This is a genomic window from Desulfurobacteriaceae bacterium (assembly GCA_039832905.1).
Taxonomy (GTDB): domain Bacteria; phylum Aquificota; class Aquificia; order Desulfurobacteriales; family Desulfurobacteriaceae; genus Desulfurobacterium.
Genome location: JBDOLX010000114.1, coordinates 1 through 26,005, shown reverse-complemented (window position 1 = coordinate 26,005; position 26,005 = coordinate 1). Strand labels below are relative to the sequence as shown.

At 32.6% G+C, this 26,005-nt stretch carries 28 protein-coding genes and 1 pseudogene; 17 read left to right on the top strand and 12 right to left on the bottom strand.

Annotated features, from left to right (window positions below; genetic code table 11):
- Positions 1-69 precede the first annotated feature (69 nt).
- Positions 70-879: a methyltransferase domain-containing protein gene (locus tag ABGX27_08925; GenBank protein ID MEO2069611.1), complete on the bottom strand. Its 810-nt coding sequence runs from the start codon at positions 877-879 to the stop codon at positions 70-72.
- A gap of 389 nt (positions 880-1,268) precedes the next feature.
- Here ABGX27_08925 and ABGX27_08920 point away from each other — a divergent pair, with 389 nt between their 5' ends.
- A complete protein-coding gene (locus tag ABGX27_08920; GenBank protein MEO2069610.1) occupies positions 1,269-1,508 on the top strand; it encodes a DUF6364 family protein in 240 nt (79 codons plus the stop codon).
- The gene (locus ABGX27_08915; protein MEO2069609.1) at positions 1,505-1,927 is read left to right on the top strand and encodes a PIN domain-containing protein; all 423 of its coding nucleotides are present in this window, start codon (positions 1,505-1,507) and stop codon (positions 1,925-1,927) included. The genes ABGX27_08920 and ABGX27_08915 overlap by 4 nt, the downstream gene beginning before the upstream one ends.
- A 41-nt stretch (positions 1,928-1,968) precedes the next feature.
- On the opposite strand, the pseudogene ABGX27_08910 reads toward ABGX27_08915, so the two are convergent.
- Positions 1,969-2,106 (bottom strand): annotated as a pseudogene (locus ABGX27_08910) (AAA family ATPase).
- A 73-nt stretch (positions 2,107-2,179) separates the two neighbouring features.
- On the opposite strand from ABGX27_08910, the gene ABGX27_08905 reads away from it, so the two are divergent.
- From ABGX27_08905 to dndE, 11 genes are all read left to right on the top strand, one after another.
- The gene (locus ABGX27_08905) at positions 2,180-2,347 is read left to right on the top strand and encodes a hypothetical protein (GenBank protein MEO2069608.1); all 168 of its coding nucleotides are present in this window, start codon (positions 2,180-2,182) and stop codon (positions 2,345-2,347) included.
- Positions 2,348-2,404: 57 nt separating this feature from the next.
- Positions 2,405-2,647, top strand: a complete 243-nt coding sequence (locus ABGX27_08900; protein MEO2069607.1) for a ribbon-helix-helix domain-containing protein — start codon at positions 2,405-2,407, stop codon at positions 2,645-2,647.
- On the top strand, positions 2,634-2,981 hold the full coding sequence (locus ABGX27_08895) for a type II toxin-antitoxin system PemK/MazF family toxin (GenBank protein MEO2069606.1): 348 nt from the start codon (positions 2,634-2,636) through the stop codon (positions 2,979-2,981). Before ABGX27_08900 ends, ABGX27_08895 begins: the two co-directional genes overlap by 14 nt.
- 329 nt (positions 2,982-3,310) lie before the next feature.
- On the top strand, positions 3,311-4,282 hold the full coding sequence (locus ABGX27_08890; protein ID MEO2069605.1) for a cell division protein FtsZ: 972 nt from the start codon (positions 3,311-3,313) through the stop codon (positions 4,280-4,282).
- 37 nt (positions 4,283-4,319) lie between these two features.
- Positions 4,320-6,647, top strand: coding sequence for a DUF262 domain-containing protein (locus ABGX27_08885; GenBank protein MEO2069604.1), 2,328 nt, complete (start codon positions 4,320-4,322; stop codon positions 6,645-6,647).
- Between the two features lie 32 nt (positions 6,648-6,679).
- On the top strand, positions 6,680-7,027 hold the full coding sequence (locus tag ABGX27_08880) for a hypothetical protein (GenBank protein ID MEO2069603.1): 348 nt from the start codon (positions 6,680-6,682) through the stop codon (positions 7,025-7,027).
- A 65-nt stretch (positions 7,028-7,092) separates the two neighbouring features.
- Positions 7,093-8,886 carry a hypothetical protein gene (locus ABGX27_08875; GenBank protein MEO2069602.1) on the top strand — a complete coding sequence of 598 codons (1,794 nt, stop codon included), beginning with the start codon at positions 7,093-7,095 and terminating at the stop codon, positions 8,884-8,886.
- A 323-nt stretch (positions 8,887-9,209) separates the two neighbouring features.
- A complete protein-coding gene (gene dndB, locus ABGX27_08870; GenBank protein ID MEO2069601.1) occupies positions 9,210-10,256 on the top strand; it encodes a DNA sulfur modification protein DndB in 1,047 nt (348 codons plus the stop codon).
- Positions 10,246-11,682 carry a DNA phosphorothioation system sulfurtransferase DndC gene (gene dndC / locus ABGX27_08865; GenBank protein MEO2069600.1) on the top strand — a complete coding sequence of 479 codons (1,437 nt, stop codon included), beginning with the start codon at positions 10,246-10,248 and terminating at the stop codon, positions 11,680-11,682. The genes dndB and dndC overlap by 11 nt, the downstream gene beginning before the upstream one ends.
- On the top strand, positions 11,679-13,613 hold the full coding sequence (gene dndD, locus ABGX27_08860) for a DNA sulfur modification protein DndD (GenBank protein MEO2069599.1): 1,935 nt from the start codon (positions 11,679-11,681) through the stop codon (positions 13,611-13,613). Before dndC ends, dndD begins: the two co-directional genes overlap by 4 nt.
- A 19-nt stretch (positions 13,614-13,632) precedes the next feature.
- Positions 13,633-14,001: a DNA sulfur modification protein DndE gene (gene dndE, locus ABGX27_08855; protein MEO2069598.1), complete on the top strand. Its 369-nt coding sequence runs from the start codon at positions 13,633-13,635 to the stop codon at positions 13,999-14,001.
- On the opposite strand, the gene ABGX27_08850 is transcribed toward dndE, so the two are convergent.
- From ABGX27_08850 to ABGX27_08825, 6 genes are all read right to left on the bottom strand, one after another.
- On the bottom strand, positions 13,979-16,081 hold the full coding sequence (locus tag ABGX27_08850; protein ID MEO2069597.1) for a DUF262 domain-containing protein: 2,103 nt from the start codon (positions 16,079-16,081) through the stop codon (positions 13,979-13,981). The genes dndE and ABGX27_08850 overlap by 23 nt on opposite strands.
- A 22-nt stretch (positions 16,082-16,103) precedes the next feature.
- On the bottom strand, positions 16,104-16,508 hold the full coding sequence (locus tag ABGX27_08845; GenBank protein MEO2069596.1) for a hypothetical protein: 405 nt from the start codon (positions 16,506-16,508) through the stop codon (positions 16,104-16,106).
- Between the two features lie 4 nt (positions 16,509-16,512).
- Positions 16,513-18,153 carry a hypothetical protein gene (locus ABGX27_08840; protein MEO2069595.1) on the bottom strand — a complete coding sequence of 547 codons (1,641 nt, stop codon included), beginning with the start codon at positions 18,151-18,153 and terminating at the stop codon, positions 16,513-16,515.
- Between the two features lie 286 nt (positions 18,154-18,439).
- Positions 18,440-18,622: a hypothetical protein gene (locus tag ABGX27_08835; GenBank protein MEO2069594.1), complete on the bottom strand. Its 183-nt coding sequence runs from the start codon at positions 18,620-18,622 to the stop codon at positions 18,440-18,442.
- Between the two features lies 1 nt (position 18,623).
- Positions 18,624-18,950 carry a helicase-related protein gene (locus ABGX27_08830; protein ID MEO2069593.1) on the bottom strand — a complete coding sequence of 109 codons (327 nt, stop codon included), beginning with the start codon at positions 18,948-18,950 and terminating at the stop codon, positions 18,624-18,626.
- Between the two features lie 35 nt (positions 18,951-18,985).
- Positions 18,986-20,635 carry a DEAD/DEAH box helicase family protein gene (locus tag ABGX27_08825; GenBank protein ID MEO2069592.1) on the bottom strand — a complete coding sequence of 550 codons (1,650 nt, stop codon included), beginning with the start codon at positions 20,633-20,635 and terminating at the stop codon, positions 18,986-18,988.
- A gap of 446 nt (positions 20,636-21,081) precedes the next feature.
- Here ABGX27_08825 and ABGX27_08820 point away from each other — a divergent pair, with 446 nt between their 5' ends.
- Positions 21,082-21,714: a ParA family protein gene (locus ABGX27_08820; GenBank protein ID MEO2069591.1), complete on the top strand. Its 633-nt coding sequence runs from the start codon at positions 21,082-21,084 to the stop codon at positions 21,712-21,714.
- Positions 21,715-21,771: 57 nt separating this feature from the next.
- On the top strand, positions 21,772-21,984 hold the full coding sequence (locus ABGX27_08815; GenBank protein ID MEO2069590.1) for a hypothetical protein: 213 nt from the start codon (positions 21,772-21,774) through the stop codon (positions 21,982-21,984).
- Between the two features lie 550 nt (positions 21,985-22,534).
- On the opposite strand, the gene ABGX27_08810 is transcribed toward ABGX27_08815, so the two are convergent.
- The 4 genes from ABGX27_08810 to ABGX27_08795 form a co-directional block, all read right to left on the bottom strand.
- Positions 22,535-23,158: a class I SAM-dependent methyltransferase gene (locus ABGX27_08810; GenBank protein MEO2069589.1), complete on the bottom strand. Its 624-nt coding sequence runs from the start codon at positions 23,156-23,158 to the stop codon at positions 22,535-22,537.
- Positions 23,159-23,301: 143 nt separating this feature from the next.
- Entirely contained in the window at positions 23,302-23,607 is a 306-nt protein-coding gene (locus tag ABGX27_08805; GenBank protein MEO2069588.1) for a hypothetical protein, read from the bottom strand.
- A 35-nt stretch (positions 23,608-23,642) separates the two neighbouring features.
- Positions 23,643-23,894, bottom strand: a complete 252-nt coding sequence (locus tag ABGX27_08800; protein MEO2069587.1) for a hypothetical protein — start codon at positions 23,892-23,894, stop codon at positions 23,643-23,645.
- A gap of 68 nt (positions 23,895-23,962) precedes the next feature.
- Positions 23,963-24,670: a hypothetical protein gene (locus ABGX27_08795; protein ID MEO2069586.1), complete on the bottom strand. Its 708-nt coding sequence runs from the start codon at positions 24,668-24,670 to the stop codon at positions 23,963-23,965.
- Positions 24,671-24,746: 76 nt separating this feature from the next.
- On the opposite strand from ABGX27_08795, the gene ABGX27_08790 reads away from it, so the two are divergent.
- Entirely contained in the window at positions 24,747-24,908 is a 162-nt protein-coding gene (locus ABGX27_08790; protein ID MEO2069585.1) for a recombinase family protein, read from the top strand.
- Positions 24,909-24,939: 31 nt separating this feature from the next.
- On the top strand, positions 24,940-25,269 hold the full coding sequence (locus tag ABGX27_08785) for a recombinase family protein (GenBank protein MEO2069584.1): 330 nt from the start codon (positions 24,940-24,942) through the stop codon (positions 25,267-25,269).
- Positions 25,270-26,005: the final 736 nt, after the last annotated feature.

Below are 26,005 nucleotides of genomic sequence, written 5' to 3'. Positions count from 1 at the left end.
CTCGGTTTATTTGATTACTATGTAGATTTTACTTTATAGAAGATGCAATCTATGAAAAGAACTAAGTAATCATTTAGTTACTATGAATTCCAATCGCTGCATTAGTGTTTTGATTTTTCCATCATTACTTGGTGGGTATTTTTCAACATATCTTTGGGCGACTGTTTCAATGAAGCGATTCCTTAACTTTTTAGGTATTCGGCAGAGATACGGCAACCAAGTAGTTCGTATCCACCCTTTGAACTCTTCAATATCTTCGTGAACCATAATTTTTGGCTTCAGTTCAAGGTATTGAATCTTGAATCCTGCTTCTTCAAGCCATGGTTTATATTCCTCGGGAGAATAGAAGCCATAAGGAAAGGAGAAATCATGAAAGTATTCTTTCCAAGGCCTTTCGTTTATAATTTCATCTAAGGTTTCAATAACACTTGCAGCATTCCCTTTGCCTCCCATTTGGACAATACATTTCCCATTTGGCTTTAAAGCTTGGTATATTCCTTTTAGTACAGGCTTATGATTAGTAATCCAGTGAAGAACTGCATTTGAAAAAACAATATCAAATTTTTCCCGGAAGGATAATGCTGAGGCATCCATTCGTATAAAAATTAGATTGGGGTATTGCGAAGTTGGAAACTTTTGAGAAGCAAAGGCTATCATTTCTTCTGAAATATCAATTCCAACTACACGGCCTTTAGGAACGTGTCTGGCGATTTCAGCTGTTACTTTTCCATCACCACAACCAATATCAAGTACCCATTCATGTCCTTTTAAATTCATTTTATCAATCAATTCTTTTGCCCATTTTTTCTGAGAGGCAGAATGCCTTGCATAGTCCTCTGCATTCCATTCATATTTGTCCTGATATGAATTCTCCCTCATACCTCCCTCCAATGCTGCTGTCTATGATAGTTCTTCTACTAAACAGACTTTAACTGATAACCGCTCTGTCGTGTTCTCGCTCTTTTTCTGCTTATTTGGTGTAACAGCAATTGTTCAGGAATTTGTAAGAACTTCCTCCCTTCTTTTTGAATTAAATAATTATAACTTTTATTTCTATAACTTGTCAAGGTTACCTTCCTTAGGAGGTTTGGTAATTTGAATTTCTAAAAAATGCTATTCGTTTAACTTTATTAGTTAATAATCTACTTTTTAACGAGATATTTATAAAGATAGTAAGTTATGAGTTAATCGGGCGGTTATTAAGTAAAAACTTGCTTTTTAAAAAATGACGTATATTTTCTAATAAAACAGTACGGCAGGAGGAGATGTTGAAAACAAAACTAACCTTAAGGTTAGATAAGACTGTTATAGAAGAGGCTAAAGAATATTCCAGGAAAAGAGGAGAATCTATTTCTCAAATAGTTGAGAAATTTTTTAGTGTTCTCCTAGATGACAAAAATGACAAAGAGGAGTTAACTCCTACAGTTAAGAAACTTAAAGGATTGTTAAGAAATACAAACATTGATGAGGCCGATTATAAGGAACATCTCGAAGGAAAGTACTTATGAGAGTTTTGTTTGACACAAATGTTATTTTAGATGTTCTTCTTGATCGGAAACCCTTTTCTAAGCCAGCTTCAAATTTACTTTCCAAAGTTGAAAAAGGAGAAATTACGGGAGTTATATGTGCAACTACTATAACTACTATCTACTACCTTGTAAGTAAGGCTCTTAATAGAGAGAAAGCTAATGAATGTCTAGACCTTCTTCTTAATCTTGTTGAAGTTGCTTCTGTAAATAGATCTGTCATAGAAACAGCCGGAAAATTAAATTTCAAAGATTTCGAAGATGCTGTTATATACGCTTCAGCACTTCATTCTAAATGTTCCTGTATTGTCACAAGAAATCTGGAGGATTTTCCTACTTTAAAAATTCCTGTATTTTCTCCTGAGGAGTTTCTGCAAGTATTAAAAGTGAAAGGTGAATAAATTAACCGTTTTTTCCATTCAAAGCGAAGAGAGTTAGGAGTCTAATAAACAAAACCAAATAGCCAAAGGAAAATTTTGTTTCCAGATCCAACTTCTATTCCGTCAATTGCAAGGTAAGAGTTTTCTATATCTTTTATTTGACGGAATGTTTTGTTTCTTCCGCCTATTTCAAAGATGAATCATTCCAAATAATAAATTTGTACAAAAAGTTCATGAAAAATAGTAACTCTTTCTTGATATCTGTTCCAAAATATGGACATAGGAAGTGCTGAAAGTCCTATTTATCTTTTTCTAACTGCAGAAATTTGTCTGTTATTGGTTTCCATTCTATGGGCTTTTAAACTTCTTGTGATACAACACTTAAAGGCTTTCTTCTACTGGACTGTAAAAATTCCCGTCAAAAACAGATTTGTTAATTAACTTGTTAATCCGCTATTGAAATAATAGAATAATTATTAAAGCTATCTGGAGGATGCATTGAAGACTTATACGATTAGGTTAGATGATCAATTCTTTGAATTGTTAGAGAACCTATCTAAGAAAACAAAAAGTCCTAAAAGCCTGATAGTTAAAAAAGCTCTTCTTCTGTACAAAAGGGAACTTGAAAAACAGGAGATGTTAAAGGATTTAATTGAATCTGCAAGGGAACTTGCAGAGGACCCGGAAAACCTAAAAGATATTAGAGATTTAGAAGGGACGGTGACAGATGGACTTGATTAGAGGCGGGATATACTTAGCAAAACTCAGTCCAACGAAGGGAGCAGAACCTGGCAAAACGAGACCTGTGGTAGTCATCCAAAGGCAAGAAATTCTTAGTAGCTATCCTACAGTTCTTGTAGCGCCGATAACCTCTAATCTCAAAGGCAAGTACCCCATGAGGCTTTTCATAAAGGCAAGGGAACGTTTAGAAAAGGATTCGGCAGTCATGATAGACCAGATAAGGGCAATTGACTTATCAAGAGTCATTCCTGATAGGATAGCTTCTCTGACGAGGGAAGAAATGAGAAAGTTAGAAAAAGCCATCTGCTTCTTTATTGGTGCTGATGATTTTTGACGGGGAGTTTCATTCGCATAAAACATATACAGCATAGAGGTTTAGATAGACTTTAAGAAGGTAGAAGAATTCATTCAGGAACCTTAAGTCTTTTAGCTATATCTATTAGTAATCCATTAAACTAATTTAGTGTATTTTAGTTTAACACATTAAACTTTGTTTTCAAGTTTTCCATAGATATTTTCAAAGCAATTTGGAACAGATTTGATGTTTTTCTTTAAGACTTGCTTTTAAAGAAGAAAACCTTTTTATAGGTCACTTTCTGTCCAAATTTATTCTTATTATTGCTTGTTGTAAGCTTTAATATATTGGATTATAGGGTAGTTGAGATGTCTGGCATAGTAGATAAAACATCACAGAAACCAACTATTAAAGTTATTGGAATAGGAGAATGTGGTTGTAATACCGTTGAAATGATTTTTGCTAAAGGAATTAAAGGAATTGAGTTTATAGCTATAGATACAGACGTTCAGACACTTTTGAGAATTCAAGGACCAATTAAGATTCAGATAGAAGAAGGTTTTATCGAATTTCTTGAGGCTGAGGAAAAACAGGCAGTAAAAGAACGGTCACTCTTAAAGGAAGAATCTAAGCTTAGAAAAGCTATTGAGGGTTATAATTTAGTGTTTATTATCACCGGTATGGGAGGGGAAACAGGAACAAGAGTAGCACCTTTAATAGCCAAAGTCGCAAAAGATATGGGAATTTTAACTGTTGGTATCGTTACTTATCCTTTCAATTTTGAGGGAAAGAAAAGACACGAACGCGCAAAGATTGGAATAAGAAAACTTAAAGAGTTTGTGGATACCTTAATCGTTGTTCCTAATCAAAAACTTCTTGATGTTGCTTCTAATGATATGAGTGTATTGGACGCTTTTAGGTTATTGATTGATGATGTTTTTTACCAAGCAATAAAAAGAATAGTTGAACCCATAACGAAAGTTGGACTTATTAGCATCGATTTTTCTGATGTAAGAACCGTGATACGTAATGGTGGTTATGCTTTTATTGGTAGCGGTAAAGCAACTGGGAAAGACAAAGGCATAGTGGCTGCAAGAAAAGCAATAAATAGTCCTTTTCTAAAAGATGTTCAACTTGAGAAGGCAAGCTACGTGTTGATAAGCATAAAAGGTGGAATGGATCTGACACTTGACGAAGTTTATGAGGCAGTAAGACTAGTAGAAGAAAGGACAAAGAGAGACAACACAAATTTTTTCTTTGCAGTTAACATAGAGGAAGAAATAGAAGACTCTGTAGAGATAACCGTTATAGCAACAGGGATAAGTAAAGCGGTTTGGTAGAATGAAGTGAAAAGGGGAGGTGAAAAAATTGGACTGTATGGATTCTAAAAAGCAAAATGAGAAAATATTTGATGTTGAATTAACAGAGTTTCCTCGATTATTGGAAGGTAATGTTTTGTATCTCATACCACATTATCAAAGACCTTATGCTTGGGAAAAAAAACAGATAGAGGATTTTTTCTTTGATATCAAAAATGTATCTGAAAGAGATATAAGAAACTATATCTTTGGTACTGTGTTCTTGGCAGAGGTTGCTTTAGATGAGTTAAAGAATTTTGTAAATAAAAAAGTTTACCAGCAGATTAAAAACTTGGAAAATGAAAGAACCAAGTTTTATCTCATTATAGATGGACAACAAAGATTAACAACTTTATGGTTATTTTTATTTGCTATGCTACGAAAGTTGAAAGGAATGGGTAAAGAAAGTGAAATAAAGAAAAAACTGTTCGTCGAGGATTCTGAACCAAGAATTTTTCTTGGATCTCCGATAGACTATGATTTCTTGAAAGAACTTGCTAATGCTAAAAACATTGAAAAGCTATGTCCTAAAACTTACAGTCAAGAATTAATGAGGAGAGCTTTTTGTTATTTTATTGAAAATCTTGCAAACCATAGTAGTAGTAGATTGTATGAATCCCTTGAGAATCTAAAAGTTATCAAAACAGTTATTAATGTAAGAGAACTAACGAAAAAAGAAGAGGAAACAGCATTTTCTGAACTTATAAACATCTTTGTTTCTCAGACGGATAGAGGTAAAAGATTAACTGCCTTAGAAAAACTTAAAAGCTTAATGATTTATTATGCTAACTTATTATTTGGGGAAGAAGTAAGAAATGAAAAAAACAACGATATTAATGAACTTTTTGCAGACATCTACGAACTTTTAGAGTCCTTAACTTCAGAAAGATTCATGGTTTTCAAAAGTGCAAAAGAAGCAGAAGCCACTACAATGCATCTCTTAAATCTCCTTTTATATAGATCTAATGCAGTAAGTGGAAAAAGTTTCTATAGATATGTGATAGATGTAATTAAGAAAGAGAAGGAAAGTTCTTCTCTGGATGGAAGTATTAAGTACTCAATAGATATATGGTATGAATCAGGGGAAGATACTATATATCAAGCAATAAATAAAGCCTTTAGGGATCTTATAAATTACGATCTAAAAAGTGAAGCTAAGAAACTATTTAGTGTTTTGTATGAAAGTTTAAAGGAAATTAAGCAGTATTACTCAACATTAAAAGAAAGTATTACCAATGTAGAGAAATCAGGCATTGATATTCTGAGTAATGAACTTTCTTATTCCGTTAGAGAATTCTTGGGCATTTATGGGGCTTCAAGATTTACACATTACATAGCTTTGAATCTTAACTCGGAACTTAAGTTTAACAAAACTTTTGATGTTGAAGAGGAACAGAAGTTTCTCTTAGAAGAAAGGAAGAAAAAGTTAGGACTTGTATCCTTCAAGGAGAGATTAGAAAAGAGAATTGATTACTTGAAGAAAAAATTTAAAGATTCTGCCGAATTCCTTGAAGAGTATCTCAAACATGAATCTTCGTGTTTGAAAGAGTTTTTAACAGAAAGAGCTTATATACTCAATATTTTAGAGTTTTCAGAAATGTTTGTTTGGAAACTTGGTAAACGTCCTTGGGGAGGACTCTTTAACTTTTCCAATCATCTAAAGGAAGGAAAGTATAGATTTATCAGTTCTCAATCTAACAAATGTTATAGAAAGGATTTCTATAAATATCCCATTTATGACTTTAGAGAGGATTACTTTTACGTTTTAGCTGAATTTGAAAGAATTAATTTTGACTATGATAAGTCATCATTTGAGAAAAACATACTAAAGCCCTTATCTAAAAGACCAAGAGGTCTACAGAGAGAACACTTGTTTTCCGTTAATTCGCAAGAAAAAGACTTACTAAAAGAAGCATTTAAAAGAATAGAGAGGGACTTTTATAAAAATGATCTTCCCTACTCCTTAGAAGAAGAAAAAGAAAGAGACTGGGACTATGAAAAATGGGTAAATAATATAGGAAACATCTTTTTAGTAGAGTCTAAACTAAATATAAGTGAAGGTAACCGTTCTATATTTGATAAGGCGGAAACATACGAGAAAAAAACAGGAGAAAATTATCCAGATATTAAAGGTACTAAAGATTTTGCAAAAAAGATAATAGGGTTAAAGAACAAGTTGAAAAATGAGTTAAAGTTGAGAGATGAGTTTAGAAGCTTCAAGGAGTTAGAACAAATATTGGAGCAAAGGGGAGTAAGAGAGGACTATTTATATATAGTAGAGGCGTTCAAACTTCTTGTAGATATAAGATATTACAAGATACTTATGTTTTTCGCTTGTAGATTTTAGAAATAAGAATGAGTTAAAAAAAAGGATTTTAGATGCCTCATATTGGCGTCTTCTGGATAGTAAACAACAAAGTTGACGGTTTTAAGGAACCAGTTGAAAATGGTGAAGATTACGGAGACACGGTTCAGCCGTCTTGTGATCACTTTACGTATTGGGATGAATTTATTCTCCGTTATCCGCAACTAAGACTGTTAGAATATGACGAAATTCCAAGGGGCAGAGTAGTCTATAATAAGAGGAAAAAACGCTTTGTAATCCTTTCGTCTAAAAAAGTCCTAAATAACAAAAACTTAATTGAGTCCGTATGTCAGTTTTACAACCTAAAAGAAGATGTTGAACTGAGATGGGATGAACATTATGAAATCCAAGGGGAAACATAGTGAAAAATAAGAGTTTTTTAAGCTTTCAATAGCTTAAGATACAAACCTTTTAAGGGAGAAAAGAGATGAAAGTTGAAAAACTTATTCAATCAGCCAGTCATCCTTCATGGGTCAAACATCTTAGTTTCACGCCTGACGGAAAAAAATTGATTTCTACCTGTAACTCATTTACGAAATGTTGGGATGTAGAAAGTGGAACTCTTCTCTGGACGCTGAGTAATAAAGCTTGGCTTTACGATATCGACATCACAATAGACAGTAAATTAGTTCTGAGGGCAAATGAAATCCTTGATTTTGTCGATATTGAAAGCGGTAAATCTACAGACTTTATAGCAGAAAACTTTGACTTTGTAGAAAGTGTTAAAGTGAATCCTAACGGTAAAACTTTTGCTGTTATAACTAAAAGAGAAATACGAAAAGAAAAAGGAATTGAGTTTTTAATTTATCTCCAGCTTAGGGATTTAGAGACAAGAGATGTCTTATGGGAACAAGGGATTGAGTGTGGAGGATATTTAACTTTTACCCCTGACGGTAAAAGAATAATGTACGCAGAAGGCAAAACAATAAGAATATTTAATGCCGAAACAGGAAAAGAAATTAAATCGTTTAGTATTCATGAAAATTCAAAATGTTCTCTCTTTTCCCTTGATATAAGTCACGATGGAAAGCTTCTCCTTTGTGGAATGATTTTTCACCAAATGGATAATAAAAAACTCTCAGAAAGGAAGAAGAAAGCGTGTCTTGTAGATATTGAAACAGGAGAGGTTTTAGAAACTTTTGATAATTCCGTATCTGCTGTTTTCAGTCCTAATGGAAAGGTAATTGCCCTTGGAAAAGCTAGAGAAATAAGTCTTGTTGATTTAGAAACTCTGGAAGAAATTAAAAAGTTAAAAAGTAGCCTTCCCTACAAAAAAGGGATGCGAAAGTTTGAAAAGATCTACTCAATATCTTTCAGTCCCGATGGCAAATACCTTGCAGCAGGAAGTCTTGGAATTGAGCTGTGGGATTTAGATAAAGACGAAATCGTCTGGAAAATAGATCCTACTGAACCTGGAAAGTTTGTATTTTGTTCGAAGGAGTCCTTTTCTTTGGTGGCGGATACAAAGATTTTTAGATATAGTTTTGAAGATAGAAGCTTTAAGGAGATAGCTGAAACTGATGGATTTATAGAATCAGCAGCATTTAATTCCAAAACAGGACTTTTAGCCTGTGGTACCGAAGATAAAAAGGTTGTTATTGTTGATACCAATAAGGAAGAAGTTATCAAAAAAATTCCATGTCCAACATTTGTAGGTTCTTTAACTTTTTCAACTAACGGAACAACCCTTGCAGCAGGATGTTTCGGTACTGTAGTGTTGATAAATACTAAAACATGGGAAACCTCTGAGATTCCAATTGGTGACTTTTGTCTTTCAGCAATGACTTTCAGAGATAACTTTCTCTTGGGCTGTTACTTTTACGAAAATTCCGAGTTTATACTTGAAAACATTACAAATCGTAAGTTAATAAAAAACTTTGGAAAAGAAGTATCAACTTTTACATTTTCTAACGATGGAAAACTTCTTGCAGTTGGTAAAAATAACGGAGAAATAGAAATCGTAGATACAGAAACAGGTTTCACAGAAGCTAGCTTAAAAGTGAAAGAACCTTCCACTTTAAAATTTTTAAGTAACGACCTCTTAGCGTGTGGAACATTTGAAGGAAATCTTCTCGTTTTTAACTTAGAAAATAGTGACCTTGTTCTGAAACTTCCTGCCCATATTGGCTTTGTAAACTCCATCGATTTTTCAAACGATGGAAATTATTTAATTTCGGCTGGAATGGATGGATCGGTCGTAAAGTATGAGTTTGCTTTTTAAATTCTGAGTGAGATAAAGCTTTAAGTTGATCTTTCAGTAAAGTATGAAAGTTATCAGTGGAAGAACACTTAAGTGGTTTTGAAAGAGATTTGTAATAACCTTGCAGGTGTAGTACATGTATTATACATGTGATTAACATGTAGTTTAGTTGTATTTTACTGATAAAATATATGTATAATACACATGTAATACATGTATTAATTTTATAGTTTCCTTTTTCTTGTGCTGAGTATACATAGAAGGTAGTTTCTTCACTGGAAGTTTGCATGTATAATTAGATGGAAGTTTTTTAGTTAACTTCCATTAAAGGTATAGGAGTACTTATGAGAAATTCCTTTTATACCTTTCCTGCTGTTAGAGGAATTCAAGCAGGAAAAGAATTTTACACTGTAATGTGTCCATTAAAACTAATTCCAGAGATATTTAAAGAGATAAACATTCCTTTACTTCCACCTAAACTAAGGGCTCAGAGAATTCTCAATAAAAGAAGGATTCCAGAAATAAAAAAGTACATTTTGGATAACCCATACACTTACGTTTTTTCTTCAATCACTATTTCCGTTGATGGGAAAGTGGAATTTGAAGCCATTAGTGAAGAAAACTATCAAATAGGAAAACTTAAAATAGATAAAAACTCAAGAATCATAATAAATGACGGACAACACAGGATTGAAGCTATAAAACAAGCCCTTCAAGAAAATCCGGAACTAGGTTACGAAACAATTTCAATGGTTGTTTTTATTGATTTAGGACTAGAACGAAGTCAGCAAATATTTACTGACTTGAACAGGTATTCCGTAAAACCAACGCCATCCATTAGTATCCTATATGACTATAGAGATCAGATGGCGGAGTTAACTAGATATCTTGCAGAAAACGTTTACTATTTCAAAGACTTAGTAGAGTATGAAAGAAGCTCTATATCAAATAGATCAAATAAACTTTTTACACTAAGTAGCATTTATCATGCTACCAAAGAATTTCTAGATAAGAAAGGCAACAAAGTGGAAATAAGCGAAGAAGACAGAATACTTTCTTTTGAATTCTGGGAAGAAGTAGGTAGGAACATTCCTGAGTGGGAAAAGATAAAAAAAGGCGAACTAGCTGCTTATAAGGCAAGACAAGAATACATCCATTCTCATGGACTTTTTCTGAACGCTATCGCTATAGTAGGTCGCGTAATTATCAAAAAGCAATTAAACCTACGAGAAATTCTTTCTAGGCTGAAAGATATAGACTGGCATAGAAATAATCCTGAGTGGGAAGGAATAGCACTAAACAAAGGTAGATTAAGTAAAGCTAACGTAAACATAAAAGCTACAGCAGAGTTCATTCTAAAGAAGATATTGGGAGAAAAATATGTCACATAAATCTAAAAAATCCTTTCTATTTGGTGGAAAAAGTTTAGATACTCTTTACAAAGAGATCGAGAATATTTATTTCTCAAATAGCTATCCGTGGATAATAGGGTACAGCGGAGGAAAAGATTCTACAGCAACATTACAATTGGTTTGGGAAGCTTTAGAAAGAATGCCGAGAAATAAGTTAAGAAAGCCTATATACGTACTCTCTTCCGATACACTAATAGAAATCCCTAAAGTCATAAACTACGTAGATAAAAATCTTACCCTTATTAATAAAGCAGCTAAAGAAAAAGGATTACCTATTCAAGCTGTAAAAGTATGTCCCCGAATTTCAGATACTTTTTGGGTTAATTTGATTGGAAGAGGTTACCCTGCCCCCACTAAAGAATTTAGATGGTGCACAGATAGACTAAAGATAGAACCTTCAAATAGATTTGTAATTGAAACAGTAAGTAAATATGGAGAAGTTATTGTAGTTTTAGGAGTTAGAAAGGCAGAAAGCCTCAATAGAGAGAAAACGATAAATGAACACAAAATAGAAAATAGTAGATTATCTAGACATTCAACTCTTCCTGGAGCTCTAGTTTACACGCCTATAGAAGACTGGACAGTTGAAGATGTTTGGAATTATTTACTTAATTTTGAGTCTCCATGGGGAGGAAACAATCAAGAGTTATTTGAAATGTATAAACAAGCAAATGCGGGAGAACCACCTATTATAGTTGGAAATTTAGTTGCAGCTGATGAACAGACAGGAGGTAACAGTAGATTCGGTTGTTGGGTCTGTACTGTTGTTAAGAATGAAAAATCTCTTAGTTCTCTTATAGAAAGTGGGGAAAATTGGCTGCGCCCTCTTCAAGAATTTAGGGAATTGCTTGTTAAAACTCAAGATCCAGAAAATAAGCATATCTATCGTGATTACAAAAGAAGAGATGGAAGTATATACTTTTTAAGAAATAGCTATGGAAATGGAACTAAGAAATTAGGGAGAGGACCTTACAAGTTTGAATATAGAAAAATTTTCCTAAAAGAACTTTTAGAAACTGAGAAGAAGATAAATGAGAATAATCCCTATGAAGAAGAAATTAAATTAATATCTCTTGAAGAACTTTTAGAAATTAGAAGAATTTGGAAACTGGAAGAAGGTGATTGGGAAGATAGCGTCGCAAAAATCTATAAAGAAGTTTATGAAAAAGAGTTAGAAATTCCAAAGGAAGATATTGGAGTCTTTTCAGCGGAAGATAGGAAATTAATAGAGTCATTGGCAACAGAAGAAAATGTAGACCCAAGACTAATAATCAAGTTACTTAACACTTGCCAGTATAATGCTTTTTCCTCAAGAAAAACCTCCCTTATCAAGAAACTTGAAAAAATTCTTAACGAAGAATGGAGAACAGAAGAAGAAATCTTAAGAGAGGTTAACAAAGAATGATTTTAACTTCTTTAACCTTAGAAAATATAGGTCTTTACAAAGGAAGAAATGTTTTTGATTTAAAGCCAAGAAAAGGAAAAAACATTATTTTGTTTGGTGGAAAAAACGGAACAGGAAAGACTACATTACTTGAGTCTGTGAAGTTATGTTTATACGGTAACAATATTTACGGATACACAAAGAAACAATATGAAGAGTTTATTCGAAAACTTATACATAAAGGAGAGAACCTTGCCCAAATATCACTTGAGTTTGTTTATTTTTCCTTAGAATCTCAAGATACTTACAAAGTAATTAGGAAATGGGATCTTAATAAAAGTTTTAAAGAAGAATTTCTTCTTTACAAAAACAATGAAGTTTATAAGGAAATTCCTAAAAACCAATGGCAAGAATTTATTTCTGATATTATTCCTCCAAGTTTGGTTAACTTTTTCTTCTTTGATGGAGAGAAAATAGAAAAACTTGCAGAAGACTTTTCAGAAGTAGAGTTTGTGAATGACGTCAAGTCTCTTTTAGGAGTTACAGTAGTAGATACTCTAAACTATAGTTTAGAAATATTAAGAAAAAGATATCTTCATCAAGAGGATTTCTCTGAAGAAATTCAAAAGGAACTCAACAAACTGGAAGAAGAAAGAGAACTAATAGAAGAAGAGTTAGGAAAGAAAAAACAGGAAATTGCTAGTTTAGAAATAAAGAGAATCAATTTAGAAAAAGAACTAAAGAAAGCAGAAAGAAAGTTTATTGAAAAAGGTGGAGAGTTATTTAGAAATTATGAAAGAAACCTATCCAAAAAAGAATTCCTGGAAAACGAAATAGAAGAAGTTAAGAATGAGATACGAGAAATTTCTTCCAAAGATTTACCTCTTGCACTAGGTATAAATCTATTAGAAGAACTTCTAGCCCAGCTAGAAATGGAAAAAGAGATAAAAAAAATAAAGTTTGAGGAAGAGATACTAAAAAATAAGTACAAAGAACTTGAAAGTATTTTGAAATCCATTCCTTTAGATAAAGATACGCTAGAAAATATAAAAAGACTATTCTTTGTAAAAAAAGAAATTAAAATAGACATCATTCACGATCTTTCGGAAAGAGAAAACAGACTACTAGAAATAGCAGTACAGAACCTAAAAACCAACACTTTACATAAAGCTAAAGAACTATTTCGTAAATTAGAAACCTTAGAAGAAGAGTTACTAGAAGTCGAGAGCAGTTTACAAAATGTTCCAGACGAAGAGGTTATCAGACCCTATTTAGAAAAAATATCTAAGCTAGACCAAGAAAAGATAGAAGCAGAAATTAAAAAGAAACAGTTAGAAGAAGAAGTCAATAAGTTAGAAAGAGAGAAGAGAAAGATAGAAAAGGAGATAGAAAAATTAGAAAACTTCATTAAACAAAAGACAAAGAAGAAAAGAGTTATTTCCCTAATAGAAAAGTCACAGAAGGTTCTTAACAGGTTCAGAAGCGAATTTATAAAAAGAAAGGTAAAAATCTTGGAAAAAGAAATACTAGATGCCCTTTATAAGCTTAAAAGAAAAGAGAATTTTATAAGAGATCTTCATATAGACCCTGAAACTTTTGAAATTACTCTTTTTGACTTGAATAATAGAAAAATTCCTATTGATAGACTCTCTTCAGGAGAAAGACAAATATTTGCAATATCGTTTTTATGGGGACTTGCAAAAACCTCGGGTAAAAAGTTACCAGTGATTATAGACACTCCTTTAGGTAGATTGGATAACGAACACAGAGAAAATCTTGCTAATAATTATTTCCCACAAATTAGCCATCAAGTGATTATTTTGTCTACTAATGTAGAAGTGGACAAAGAACTTTTCAACATATTGAAGAAACATATATCACACTCTTATCTATTGGTCTACGACGAAGATTGTATGTGTACAAAAGTGCAAAAAGGATACTTCTGGAATTAGTAGCTTTAGGAGAGAGAAAATGAAATTTAACAGGATTATCCTAGACAAGAAAGTTAGCCAAAAACTTTCTATACTAAAAGGAAGAACAGGTCTTACTCCTAATATTCTCTGTAGATTTGGTTTGGTTCTATCTTTGAAAGACCCCACATTACCAGATCCGAATTGGTATAAACAAGATGGTCAAGAGTTAATGAGGCATGTTTTACTTGGTGATTTAGACACTATCTTGATTTGTCTTTTTAAGCAAAGGGCTTACAAAGATGGCTTTGATTTGCAAAATGAAAAACTTCTACTTGAGCTTTTCAGAGCACATATAAATAGAGGAGCAGATCTCCTCTATAATAGGGTTAAAAAGCTTGAAGACTTTAGGAATTTAGTAACATATTGATTTCAGAGGTCACACTCTGTTTCAAAAGTTCCAAACGTTTCTTAAGAATTTCTTTTCTTTCTTCGTCATTCTGAGGCTTCCTTATATCCGTTGGAAAAATGTGGGTACCTATTTTAAAGTGTCCCAACTCGTTAAAGTACTCATCTATTCTTTTATCTCTGATTCTTAAATTTGCTGAATCAGAGATATATGTAAGATTGAGGGGACTATTCAAAATATGCTTTTTCTCTTTTCTTATCTTCTTTGTAGACTCTCCTATTTTAGTTGCACTTGCTAGTGGTATAATGTGATGCTCTTCCAACTTAAAATTACCATTAGCACACTTATACGCAGTAAGATTAATCTCTTGATCCGGTAAAAAATCTACAGGTTTCTTACTAAGAATATAGTTCAGTATAGCTTTCTTAATAGCTTTAGGTGCTTCTGTTTCCGGATTTTTATTTAACAGTGTCTCCCAGTCTGAATAACCTTCCCTATTAAATATTTTATCTGTTACAACAGTTTTCCAACGCCTAAATTCTTCTGAATCTTCTTCTCCATCTACTAACCAAGCTTTAAGCATTTTTATATCTTTAATTAACTGATCATCCTGTCTTTCTTTATACATACCAGCAAACAAAGATCCCCAAAACCAAGCACCTATCTTATTCAGAATGCTATTATCGTACCATATGTCATCTTTACAATAGAACACATACACTATTGGTAAAATCATATATTCATAACTAATAGATTTTTCATTAACATGCCCACACTTCAACTGTAGAAACGCAAAAGCTTTCACAATAGCTTCTGTTACTCTCTCAGTATATTTAACTACATCTTCAGGTTGTAAAGAAAGAATCTTACCACTAAGAGTCATTTCTTTCGAAAGCTCTTCTCCTTTTTCCAGAGAAAATACTATTAACGATAAGGAATTCAAAAATATCTTTTTAAATTTCTTACTTAACTCTTTTGTTGGAGTAAATAAATTTGCTTTCCAATTTATAGCCTCATTTTCTAAATGAGTAGTATCAAAAGATCTATCTAGAACATTCATTATCCTTCTTACAAGTGACCTCTCTGAATCTACTCTAGCTGCTTTAGCAACAAACAAATCGAAATCTTCTAACTTAGTTCCTCCAGTATTAAATTCCTCAAAAATAACAGCAGCTCTACCTATTTCATTTTTGTGTAAAAGTACAACAGGAATTTCTCTTTTTAGTAATCCTTCTAGATATCTTGAAACATCCTCTACCCAACTAATTTGCAACTCTGTCCATACTTCATTAATAGTTCTTTCGTCCAAGTTATCTATATCTGGATGAATATCTGACAATATATCTCTCAACTTAAGTTTTCCATCAGCTACTTCTGCTTGTAATTCTTCTACTCTTCTTTTAGCAATTTGCTTAAGAACTTGCCTATGCAATCCTAACTCTTTCTTTCTAATTTCAAACAAAGGTACTAAATATTCCTCTGCAGCCAATCTTGCCTTTTCCAATTCAGATAACCGACCTGTAAGTTTTCGTCCATCTTTTATAGGAATAAATGCAGGATGGTACCAAGCATTTTTTTTCTGTATTTTTTCTTCCTTTATATCTTCTATTTTCTTCACCTCTATATACTCTTCCACTCTTCTAGGTTCAAGAGTAAGAAGCTTACTTGGATCAAATTTTAATGTTTTAAGTCCAAAGATATCATCTTCCTTTGATAATTTAATAAACCATCTATATCTAAGCTTATCAAAGAGAGAATTTAAGACTTTTTTCCAATCCCTTGTTTCTTCTTTTTCATAAATATCTTGAAAAATATTATAAAGAGTAGAAATCCTCTGCTGACCATCTAAAAGATATTCACATTCTTCTTTCGGGTTCACTTCTCGTCGTTCACAAATAGCTCTTGCAACAAAGTCACCAGCTGAACCTTCAATATGAAGAGTACTTCCAACTGGCAATCCTACTAAAATACTAGCAAGAAATCTTTTTTGTTTTCCTATTGACCATACATATCCTCTTTGAAATTCTGGAAGAACTATCTTTCCACTATCTATAAGATCAAAGAATTTCTCTAACTCATACTTTTTATATTCTACTCCCACTTCCGCTCCTCCGAACAAATATCTACCCAAACTTCTCCACTAAATAAGCACTAAATTCGTCTATAGCTTCTTCCATTTTTCTCACATTTTCAAATTTTTCAGCCAAAATTCTAATTCCACCGTTAGCATATTCTTCAACTACACTTAAAACATCTTTTTGAAAAACTTCTTTACTTTTTTCTCCCGCTAATGCTAATACATAAATAAATGGAATATCAGTTTCCTTATCGAAAATACTTTTAGAGAAAATATCTTTTCTCCTTTTTAAAGGTACTCTTTTATTGTTATAATATCCTACAGCTGCCGCTACTAAGAATAGTTCTTTCATAGTATCAAAGAGTTTTAAATCCTCCTTAAGCCTCTTGTATATATCATGTGTGTCTTCATCTATATAAATTTTGTCCCTTAAAGAAATTTCCAAAATCATAAATCTACCTCTCTAAAGGAACAATTTTTGTATATTTTTCCTGTTCATTAAAATCAAGTTCATACTCCTTTCCTACTTTATCTTGTATAAGCAATTTAAGAGACTCTGTCATTTCTGAAGGAGTTACAAAAAGAACAAGCTGACGTGTTAAATAGGGAATCTCTTGAAGAATATTACTTCTATGCTCTGGATCCAATCTACCAAAAGGAGTATCCATAACTACAGGAGCTTCTTTCTTTGATACTTTTGCCAATGCTAATATGAAAGCTAAACTTAATACTTGTCTTTCTCCAGCAGAAAGTTCTCTTTTAGATTCTCTATCTTCAAAGGCATCTATAAGCTTAAGGAGATAGTCTTCAGAAAGTTCTATACGTTTAAAGAATTCCTTTTTCCTAATCAACTTCTTAAATATCTTTGTAGCTTCACTTTCTATCTCTTTTCTTAAGTTGAAAGACAACTTTTCATAGAGAGTCTCCAGTTGATGTAAAACTGCCTGCGCTAGATTCTTCTTCCTAGTTAATTCATTAGTTTCTCTCTCTTTCTTTTCTTCCTTACTAATCTCCTTCTGTAGGAACAATATTTCTTCATTTTTTTCCTTTATTTTTTCCTCTATGCTTTCTATCTTTTGAGTATATCTTCCCAAATCTTTTGTATATTCTTCAAGTAAACCTTGAAGTTTTCTTACATCTTCCAACTCATTTTTACTTAACTGCTGATCCACTTCATCTAAAGCCTCATAGGTTTTCTGAATCTTATCCATTAATCTCATTTTCTCACTAAAAAGAGAAATTAATTCACTATGTATAGTTTCCTTTTTACTCTTCAATCCTGAAATTTCTGCAATAATGGAACTTACTATTTCTTCTGTCTTATCACTTTTCGCCATTTGGGCAATTTCCGCTTTTTTCATTATAAGTTTTCTTCTCATTTCCGGAGTTAATGCTGAACCACATATACATTCCTTTTCTTCTAAGATTTTCTCTATTAACTTTGATAAAAACTTCTTAGGAATATCAGCAGAATTTTTTATTTCCTTACTTAGTATTTCATAAGCCTCTTCTATAGAAATACTACCTATTAAAAGGAAACTTTTATTGATTACTTTCCTAAGTTTTGAATAGATTTTGGAAAGTTCCAACTCCATACTTGTTAATTTACTTTCTAAAGCATCTCTCCTTTCTATCAAGTGTTGGATTTCTTCTATTTCCCTAAGCCTACTCTTCACCTCCCTTATGTTAGCTTCCAGTGCTTCCCTTTCTTCTTTTGCTTCCTTCAATTCGTTTTCTAAATTTTCTTTTTCTTGTAAAACATCATTGTATTTTTCTCTTAACTCCCTCAATCTACCCGAGGATTTTTTTGCCAGTTCCTTGTTATATTCTCTTAAAATATCTCTTACATGAGATATCGCCCGTTCTATCAAAGTAATACCAAGAACCTTGTATACAGCTTCCTTTACTTCCTTGTCGTGATCAGGTTTAGAAAATTCATCTATCTTTTCCCCGTCAAAGAAAAAGTAACTTCGAACATTTGGGGGTAATATAGGATTTAAGGCTATCAACGAATTTGATATTTCATCAACTTTTGGAAAAATCTTCTCCATCTGCACTTCTTCCGGATGTTCAATATCCTCTTTTACATCGTACACCACTTTTCGCTTTATTTGATAATCAATCCCTTCATGAGAAAAAGTAAGAACAACTTCTGATTCTACAAACTCTTCACCCTTTTCTTTTGCTTCATCTATTGCCTTCTTATTAACTTTTTTACCTTCTATTTTTACCTCTGACGAACCATAGAGAACCTAGTTTATACCCATAAAAAGAGAAGTTTTTCCTGCACCATTTTTTCCATAGATTAAGGTAATATTCTTTTCTGGATCCGTAGAGAACTCTAGTTCTTGTTCACCATAATATTGTCTGAAGTTCTTAACCTTAACTTTCTTCAGGATCATATTCCTTTCCCCAGCGATCAAAAATTTTTCTTATATCGTCTTTTATTCCTTTGGGTCTCTGTAGCCCTATCTTTTTTTCTTCAACCTCTAAAATTTCAAGCAAAGCCTTTATCACAATTAAATCTTTTGTCTCTATTTCTTTTTTTATTCTTTCAAAGTTCATTTTAAACCTCATCTAAAAGGTGATATCTCTTTGCAACATCAAGTATTTCCTTTTTAGCCCTATACTTATTAACTGCATATGAAGCAAATTCTCTAAATCTCTTGAACTCTCTAGATAAGATTTTACGGGTAACTGGTGAAATTTCGCGGTCTTTAGGAGGAACGGTGATAAAATCAAATATTACTGCTTTTTCTTTTCCCTTAAATTTGCGTAAGATTCTTCCCCTTCGTTGAATAAACTGTCGTGAGTTCGTGCTACTAGACAGGAAATATGCATATTGTGTAGCAGGAACATCCACTCCCTCATCTAAACACTTCATTGCAACCAAAGCTTCTATTTCTCCTGCCTCAAATTTACTTAAGATTAGCTTTCTTTCTTCTTTTGTTTCTTTAGCTGTTCTTTTGTTTCTTTAGCTGTAAATTTAGAAATAACTATATTATATTTTCTAAGTATACTAGAAACTTCTTCAATTTGTAAAGGATCACAATAAAAAATACTGTATTTAATGAGTCTATTCTGAACTATTAATTTCTCTAAAGCCTTTAACTTATTTTTTGCCCTATTTAAAAGATTAGCTCTACTAATGAGAATATGTTCTAACCTCTTACTCTTTTCTTCTTCAGATAAACTTTCGCGGGCAAGCAACTTGGCTATTTTTTCTGAATACAGTTGATATTCTTCAAACTCTTCCTCTGTAAGTTCAACTAAAATAGGATGATACTCGTAAGGAGTTAGAAAACCTTCCTGAATAGCCCTTCCTAAAGGAAAGCGATAAACAACACCACCAAAATATTCCTCCAATTTCTCAGTTCCAATTTCATCCCACATTCTAACCGGAGTAGCAGACAAGCCGATACGAGCTTTAAAGAATGGATCAAGTATTTTTGAAAATTCAGGTGCACCAGCATAGTGAACTTCATCAATAACGATTAGACTATTACCAGAAGCTTTACGAATAACCTCAAGAAAGTAATCTTTAATAGCTGTTTGTATGGTAGAAATAACGACTAAGTTTTCTATATCCCCCTTATTTTGTATCAAAATTTTGTCTCTCAACACTGATAACCATTTGTTTTTCGAACCGCAGCATTTAATAGGATCTTTAAACAGTAACTTAACGTTTTTCTCCCACTGATCTATTAAGTGAACAAAAGGAACTATAATTACTATTAAGTTTCGCTTTGAATGTTTAATAAATTCATTTATTGCAAACAAGGAAGTAAAAGTTTTTCCCGTTCCTGTTGCCATCTCAAATATGCCTTGAAAGTTATTACTAACCCACTTACTAACCGCTTCTTTTTGATAATTTCTTAGAACAGGTAAGTTATTTTCTTTAAATGCACTTAAGATTACTTCTTTTTTGTAAGGTCTTTTTTTTGTCCTTAACTTAAGAATCTCCTTTCTTGCTGCCTCTGGGATTGAAAAAACTTTTAAATTTGGATCTTTATCGTTCCATAGTAATTCAAATCTACAATCCTCAGCTTCAGCAATTTCTTTTGATGTAAGATCTCTCCATGAAGGGAAAATTTTTATAGATTCGTAATTATGCATACCTTGTATACTTTCATTTGGTGAACCGGAAAAAGCTACTTTGTTTCCTTCGCTGTCGATGAAAATACCGAATTTATCATGAAAATCTCCTGTTAAATTATTTCTTGGAACTGCCAACTTTATCTCCATTATTCCGTCTGCAATCATCCAAGCAATAGCTGATAAAGTATCTTCTTCAAGAGATTCTTTTAAATCTTTTATGGAAAACAAAATAGCTTCATAAAGCTTTCTATCCCGTGCTGCTTGTGTTCCCTTTATTAAGGCTTCATAGTCTTCTTTTGAAAGAATAGGACTTGTTATAAGTCTAATTCTTCCACCATTTAGAACAAGATTGATTATTCCCTCTGACACCACTTTAAACCATCCAGAAGAGAAAAAACCCACTCCCCTCTTATATTCGATAGAGTTTTTTAATAAGGGAATAAAGAATTCCTTTACTAAATCATTCTCTGAGGTATTCATACAAAAAGGTAACTCTAAATCCTTTAAAGCCATAACTCCCCTCAACTTATGGTTAAGATTCTGCTAATGTATGCCTTCAAACAAATTCCTTCTACGGAAACTTTACAGTTTAATTCCCTATTCAACCTCCAATTCTCAACCTTCAAACATCAACTACCAGTCCTCAAACATCAACTATCAAGCCTCAATTTTTCCCTTTCTACTTTATCTTTCATTCCTATTCTCACCTTTAAAACAGACTATTTCAATTTGCCAATCAACAAAACTTCTGCCGGCAAAAGTTTCGATTCCCATTTACCGTTGTTTTAAGGAGAAAGAAAATAGTTGTTCGAAACTTATATGTTTTATATATGTATTTCACATATAAAAAGTATCTATACAACATGCTTATTATATGTGGTATACTTGTAAGTGCAATGACTAAATTTTAAATTCAGGAGTTATCCATGATAATTACCGTAGCCCATCAAAAGGGAGGAGTAGGTAAGTCAACAATAGCAGTCAACCTCGCTGTAGAAATGCAGGTTCCGATTATAGACCTGGACAGTCAGCACTCTTGTTATCTTTTCTCAAAAATTCGGGAAAGGGAACAAGGAAAATTATTACAAGTATTTACTCCTGAAACTCTTGAGGATATAAAAACGATTTTGCAGGAAAGGAAGAATGAGAAGCTTCTTATAGATAGTGGTGGTTACGATAATGACCTTAACAGATTTGCTCTAGTTGTTTCAGATATGGTTATTACTCCTGTATCTCCTAGTCAGATAGAAATTTTTGGTCTACAAAAATTTGAGAAAGTGGTAGAAAAAGCAAGAAAGTATAATCCTAACTTAAACGTGTATGTTTTAATAAACAATGCAGATGCAAGAAGCCTTTCGGAAATTATAGAGTTAAAAAAGTTTGTAGAATCCTCTCCTACTTTCAAAATCTTTAACTCTAAAATTTTTCGTCGCGTAGATTACAAAAGATCCTATCAAAACGGTCTTTCAGTTTGTGAGTATAACCCCAATTCTAAAGCGTGTCGTGAAATAAAAACGCTTATTAAAGAAATAGATAGTCTAATTGTAAGTGACATGTAAAATACATATATTTTGCATACAGTATAAATACATAATAAACATACAGGAGATGTAACCATGGGCTTCAAGAGAATGGATGAGTTTCTTCAAGAAGCAGATTTAAAAAAGAATGTCACTTCTAAAAAAGGCAAAAGAAAAAGAAGTGAAACATATCTCGCTGTATATCTTTCAAGAGAAGAAAAAGAAAAAGTTAACCAGTATGCTGAGGAACACGGAGTTTCAGCCTCTACTCTTGTTAGAATGCTTCTTAAACGAGAAGGAATACTATAGATTTTCCACAAACAAGATAAACTGAACCATTCTGGAGAGGATTTCTCTTTCCTAAGTTCTTTTTTTTCTTTCTATTTTCCAAATATCCAGCTAGAAATCCTTTCTGAAGTTTCTTTTATAGATTTTCCTAAGATTCTTATTCTCTCTTTAGGAACTATAAACAAAGTTTCTCCATAATAAACTGAGTATCTATCTTAAGTGTAGAAAGTATACATAAAGCATACACTATTTATATGCTATTTACATATAGAATACATTCAAATATATCTTTTTTAATTTCTATTACCGTTCTCAAAAACAATCAAAAATCACAAACAGTGAAATCCCTCCTTGTGAAAGAAGCCCTTGCTTGTTTGAAAACACGCACTCAAGAAAAACAGGATTAAAGAAAGTTATTCGGTCCCAGAAGTTCAAAACCAAGCAAGATCACCTATTAAATGAACATCTATAGGTCTGTTGAAGATTTTACATCTACATAAGGGCAAGCTTATAAGTACTGCTTTTCCTTTCCCGTTCTATGACTTTGTTAACCTTTATCAGATACTCAATGTCAATCTTTTCTTTCAAGTCTATATACCTCTGTAATCCACAGGATATCCCTTCTTTCTAAGAAAGCATCCGATGTTTTTAGTTCATCTTCTTTTCTAAAACCTTCAGCTAAAAAGGCTTCCAAAACATCTTTCGGATCCATCCTTTCAAAAAATCTTTCTCTTTCTTCTCGAGGAGTTAAGCTATAACTCAAAATTACTACACCATCATCTTTTAGATACTTAGCCAAGTTCTTAGCAATTTGTCTATAAAACCTTTTTGGAATATGCATTAAAACCGCGATAGAAATAATTACATCAAAAAACTTGAGATAGTTAGAAGGAAGATTTAAATCTGGAAGACAAGCGTGGAAAAAACGATTAGATATCTCAGGAAATCTCTTTTTTGCCAACTTAACAAACTCTATTGCACCATCTACTCCCCAAACTTGATAACCATTCTCCATTAAAAACTTTAGTTCTCGTCCTGATCCAAATCCTATTTCTAAAATTTTAGATTCTCTACCAGGAAGCGATTTCAATATGAAAGTTTGAAGTTTCTTAGGTTCTGCTTTTTCGTATTTTTCTATCAGTTTCTCTGCATACTGATTGTAAAATTCTATTGTCTGTTTTATTTCTTTTATCATACGGAAAACCTACGACCATCTTTTCAAGGAATTATCGCAAAACTTCCAGTTACAAAAAGTTCTTCTCTTCAGAAAAGGAAGTGCGTGCTTTCAAACAATGGATTATTCCAAAATTTATTTTTGGAATTCTGAAGTTTCATAGATTAGGTTAGCCAGCTGTTATTTTCGGGTTTATCATCATCTTCTTCTAATTCTTTTAATATGTTAGCTATTGAGTCTAAAGGTATGCAAATAGAACTAAGTTCTTGAAGCATTGAAATTAATTCTTTAATTGAGAAGGAAGTAGAGTTTAGGTCAATTTCGCAAGTATTTCCCTTTTTAGTGTGGATGTAAGCTTTAAGGTTATATTTTTCTATAGTTCTTAATGCTTTTTCTACATCAGATATCTGTATTCTAAGCCAGCCTTCTATGTAGGTGGGTTTTCTTTTTTCGTTTTTCCATTTGATCACTGATAGTGCCTCTATTTTAAGCTTGATTTTCTATTTTAAAAAATATCGACTATTGGTCGTTCTAAAGGTACGCAGAGAGGTTCTAGTTCTTGAAGCATTGAGATTAAATCTTTAACTGTGAGGGTAGATGATAAGGAACCTAATTCTATTTCGATAGTTTTTTCTTTTATGGAAATTTTCACATCAACCTTATATTTCTTAATGATTTCAAATGCTTTCTCTAGGTCAGATACTTGCATTTTAATTTGACCCTCAATATAAGAAAGTTTGTCTTTTTTGGTTATCATAGTCCCTCCTTGAACTAAACCAAAAATTGGATCTTTATAACTTCCTATGAATGCTATAAGTAATCTTTTTATCCAAAAGCTTGCTTAAAGTGTTCATTAAGTTTTTTAGTATCGCCTATAAATTTTTCACAGTAAGCCCATATAACAATGTCAAAGAGACCTAATGGAATATTTAAAGTCTGAAGCATTTTTTCTAAATCATCTAAAGATAAATTGTAATGCCGTAAAAATGCTTCTACCCATCGATCATGCTTGATAAATTCGCCTCCCATATTTCTGAGAATAAAACTGGCATTTGCTTTTCTTATAAATGGAAGACCTAGTTTGACTAAATTTTTGACATCGTTTTTATCTAGTTCGGCACTTTTAATTTTTCCGTTAAAGAATTCTTTGCGGAATTCCGCTTCATTTGAATAATTATTGAGAAGCTTAGCAATTTGGTAGATCGCTTCCCATCTTTTGCGAGCACCCTTAGGAACGGGACGTCCATGTAATTTTTCCATGAATTTAGTTAAACGTGCTTTGTTCCAAGAGGCAATAGTGGTGAAGTCCCAAACAAATCCTTTTTCTTCTGCACGACTAAGGAATGTTTCTGCACTGCGACGAGTTTTTCCTGCTACCCATATTGCCCATACGGCTTGTTCAAAAAAACTTTGTTTTGTGATGCGTTTAGGACGTTTCTTTAAATACCATTGAACATCTTTATTCTTTTCTCTACCGATTTCAGAGAAACATTTGTCGAATATTTTCTTTAATTTTTTTGTAGTTAATTTCATTTATCCCTCCCTTTGATGAGTTATCTTTATTTAGTATAAACTCTCGTTAAGACAGGTAAAGTACTTTGAATTTAGAATACATGTAAGGTTTTCTGAGAATGTCTGTGCTTACATAAGAGTTTCTACAGATAGACAAGAGACTGAAAACCAAAGATTTGAAATTCTTAGATATGCTAATGAGAAAAAGCTAGGAAATATTGAGATTATAGAAGAAACTATAAGTGGTAGGAAAAGTTGAAAGGTTAGAAAGGTAGGAGATCTTATTCTTAATGCTTTCGAAAGGAAATGTTTTGATTATTACCGAACTCTCCAGACTCGGTAGATCTATGCTGGAGATTATGGAAATCCTTTCCATTCTGTTAAGAAAATGTGTGGAACTTCACGTTGTAAAGAACAAGCAAGTCTTAAAAGATGATTTGCAATCCAAAGTCTTTGCTATGGCTTTTTCTATAACTGCAGAAATAGAAAGGAAATTAATTAGTCAAAGAACAAAAGAAGCTTTAAGGAGAAGAAAAGCAAAAGGTAAACCCCTTGGACGTCCTAAAGGTAGCTATTCTTCTGGACTAGACAAATACAAGGACCAATATAGAAGAGTTTAGAAAAAAGGTGTATCAGTAGCATCTATTGCTAAGATTCTTGAAGTCCCTTACACAACTTTATACAGCTATTTGAAGAGACGGGAAATTAGAAACTTAAATTCTTAATTTAAATTCAGAATGTCAATTTGCATTTTGCTCTTTGCATTTACACTTTACACTTTGCACTTGTGCATTTCGCTTTTCAAAAATCAGAATTACCAGAATTGGCAGACTGGTCAGAACCGAGCTGGTTGGTTCTATATATGTGCACATTATGTGCACATAATCCTGTATATGTGCACATTACATATTGTGCACTTTCCTATTAAAAGTAATATTGCTTTTAATAATATAGGGCTTTGTAGTTTCTAAATTTAAATTCAGAATTGACTACTTACTACTCAGTTCTCACTACTCACTACTAAGAACTTACTACTTACTACTAAGAACTTACTACTTACTACTAAGAAGGAAGTAGTAACTACTCACTACTGACTACTAAGCACTTACTACTTACTACTGAGTTTCAACTTTTGATTTCTGATTTCTACTTTACACTTTTAGAATTCAATTGCAAACCAGTCCAGCCTGCCAATCAGCATTCCTGCCAATCAGTATTACTTCTACCGGCAGAAGTTTTGGCTTATAATTTTCTGTTCTGCTTTCAGATTGACTGTTGTTGCTATCAGTCAGGAATACAGTTCTAAGACTGGAAAAAGAGACGTTCTCTCGCTAACGGATTGGGGGTTCTGAGACG

Bases quoted from the DNA above. Each gene is read 5' to 3' on its own strand.
- ABGX27_08915 (MEO2069609.1), top strand. From the start codon at position 1,505: ATGAGAGTTTTGTTTGACACAAATGTTATTTTAGATGTTCTTCTTGAT.
- ABGX27_08810 (MEO2069589.1), bottom strand. From the start codon at position 23,158: ATGATAAAAGAAATAAAACAGACAATAGAATTTTACAATCAGTATGCA.
- dndB (MEO2069601.1), top strand. From the start codon at position 9,210: ATGAGAAATTCCTTTTATACCTTTCCTGCTGTTAGAGGAATTCAAGCA.
- ABGX27_08820 (MEO2069591.1), top strand. From the start codon at position 21,082: ATGATAATTACCGTAGCCCATCAAAAGGGAGGAGTAGGTAAGTCAACA.
- ABGX27_08895 (MEO2069606.1), top strand. From the start codon at position 2,634: ATGGACTTGATTAGAGGCGGGATATACTTAGCAAAACTCAGTCCAACG.
- ABGX27_08905 (MEO2069608.1), top strand. From the start codon at position 2,180: ATGGACATAGGAAGTGCTGAAAGTCCTATTTATCTTTTTCTAACTGCA.
- ABGX27_08835 (MEO2069594.1), bottom strand. From the start codon at position 18,622: ATGAACTTTGAAAGAATAAAAAAAGAAATAGAGACAAAAGATTTAATT.
- ABGX27_08825 (MEO2069592.1), bottom strand. From the start codon at position 20,635: ATGAATACCTCAGAGAATGATTTAGTAAAGGAATTCTTTATTCCCTTA.
- ABGX27_08890 (MEO2069605.1), top strand. From the start codon at position 3,311: ATGTCTGGCATAGTAGATAAAACATCACAGAAACCAACTATTAAAGTT.
- ABGX27_08815 (MEO2069590.1), top strand. From the start codon at position 21,772: ATGGGCTTCAAGAGAATGGATGAGTTTCTTCAAGAAGCAGATTTAAAA.
- ABGX27_08925 (MEO2069611.1), bottom strand. From the start codon at position 879: ATGAGGGAGAATTCATATCAGGACAAATATGAATGGAATGCAGAGGAC.
- ABGX27_08845 (MEO2069596.1), bottom strand. From the start codon at position 16,508: ATGATTTTGGAAATTTCTTTAAGGGACAAAATTTATATAGATGAAGAC.
- ABGX27_08885 (MEO2069604.1), top strand. From the start codon at position 4,320: ATGGATTCTAAAAAGCAAAATGAGAAAATATTTGATGTTGAATTAACA.
- ABGX27_08875 (MEO2069602.1), top strand. From the start codon at position 7,093: ATGAAAGTTGAAAAACTTATTCAATCAGCCAGTCATCCTTCATGGGTC.
- ABGX27_08785 (MEO2069584.1), top strand. From the start codon at position 24,940: ATGCTTTCGAAAGGAAATGTTTTGATTATTACCGAACTCTCCAGACTC.
- dndD (MEO2069599.1), top strand. From the start codon at position 11,679: ATGATTTTAACTTCTTTAACCTTAGAAAATATAGGTCTTTACAAAGGA.
- dndC (MEO2069600.1), top strand. From the start codon at position 10,246: ATGTCACATAAATCTAAAAAATCCTTTCTATTTGGTGGAAAAAGTTTA.
- ABGX27_08800 (MEO2069587.1), bottom strand. From the start codon at position 23,894: ATGATAACCAAAAAAGACAAACTTTCTTATATTGAGGGTCAAATTAAA.
- ABGX27_08795 (MEO2069586.1), bottom strand. From the start codon at position 24,670: ATGAAATTAACTACAAAAAAATTAAAGAAAATATTCGACAAATGTTTC.
- dndE (MEO2069598.1), top strand. From the start codon at position 13,633: ATGAAATTTAACAGGATTATCCTAGACAAGAAAGTTAGCCAAAAACTT.
- ABGX27_08880 (MEO2069603.1), top strand. From the start codon at position 6,680: ATGCCTCATATTGGCGTCTTCTGGATAGTAAACAACAAAGTTGACGGT.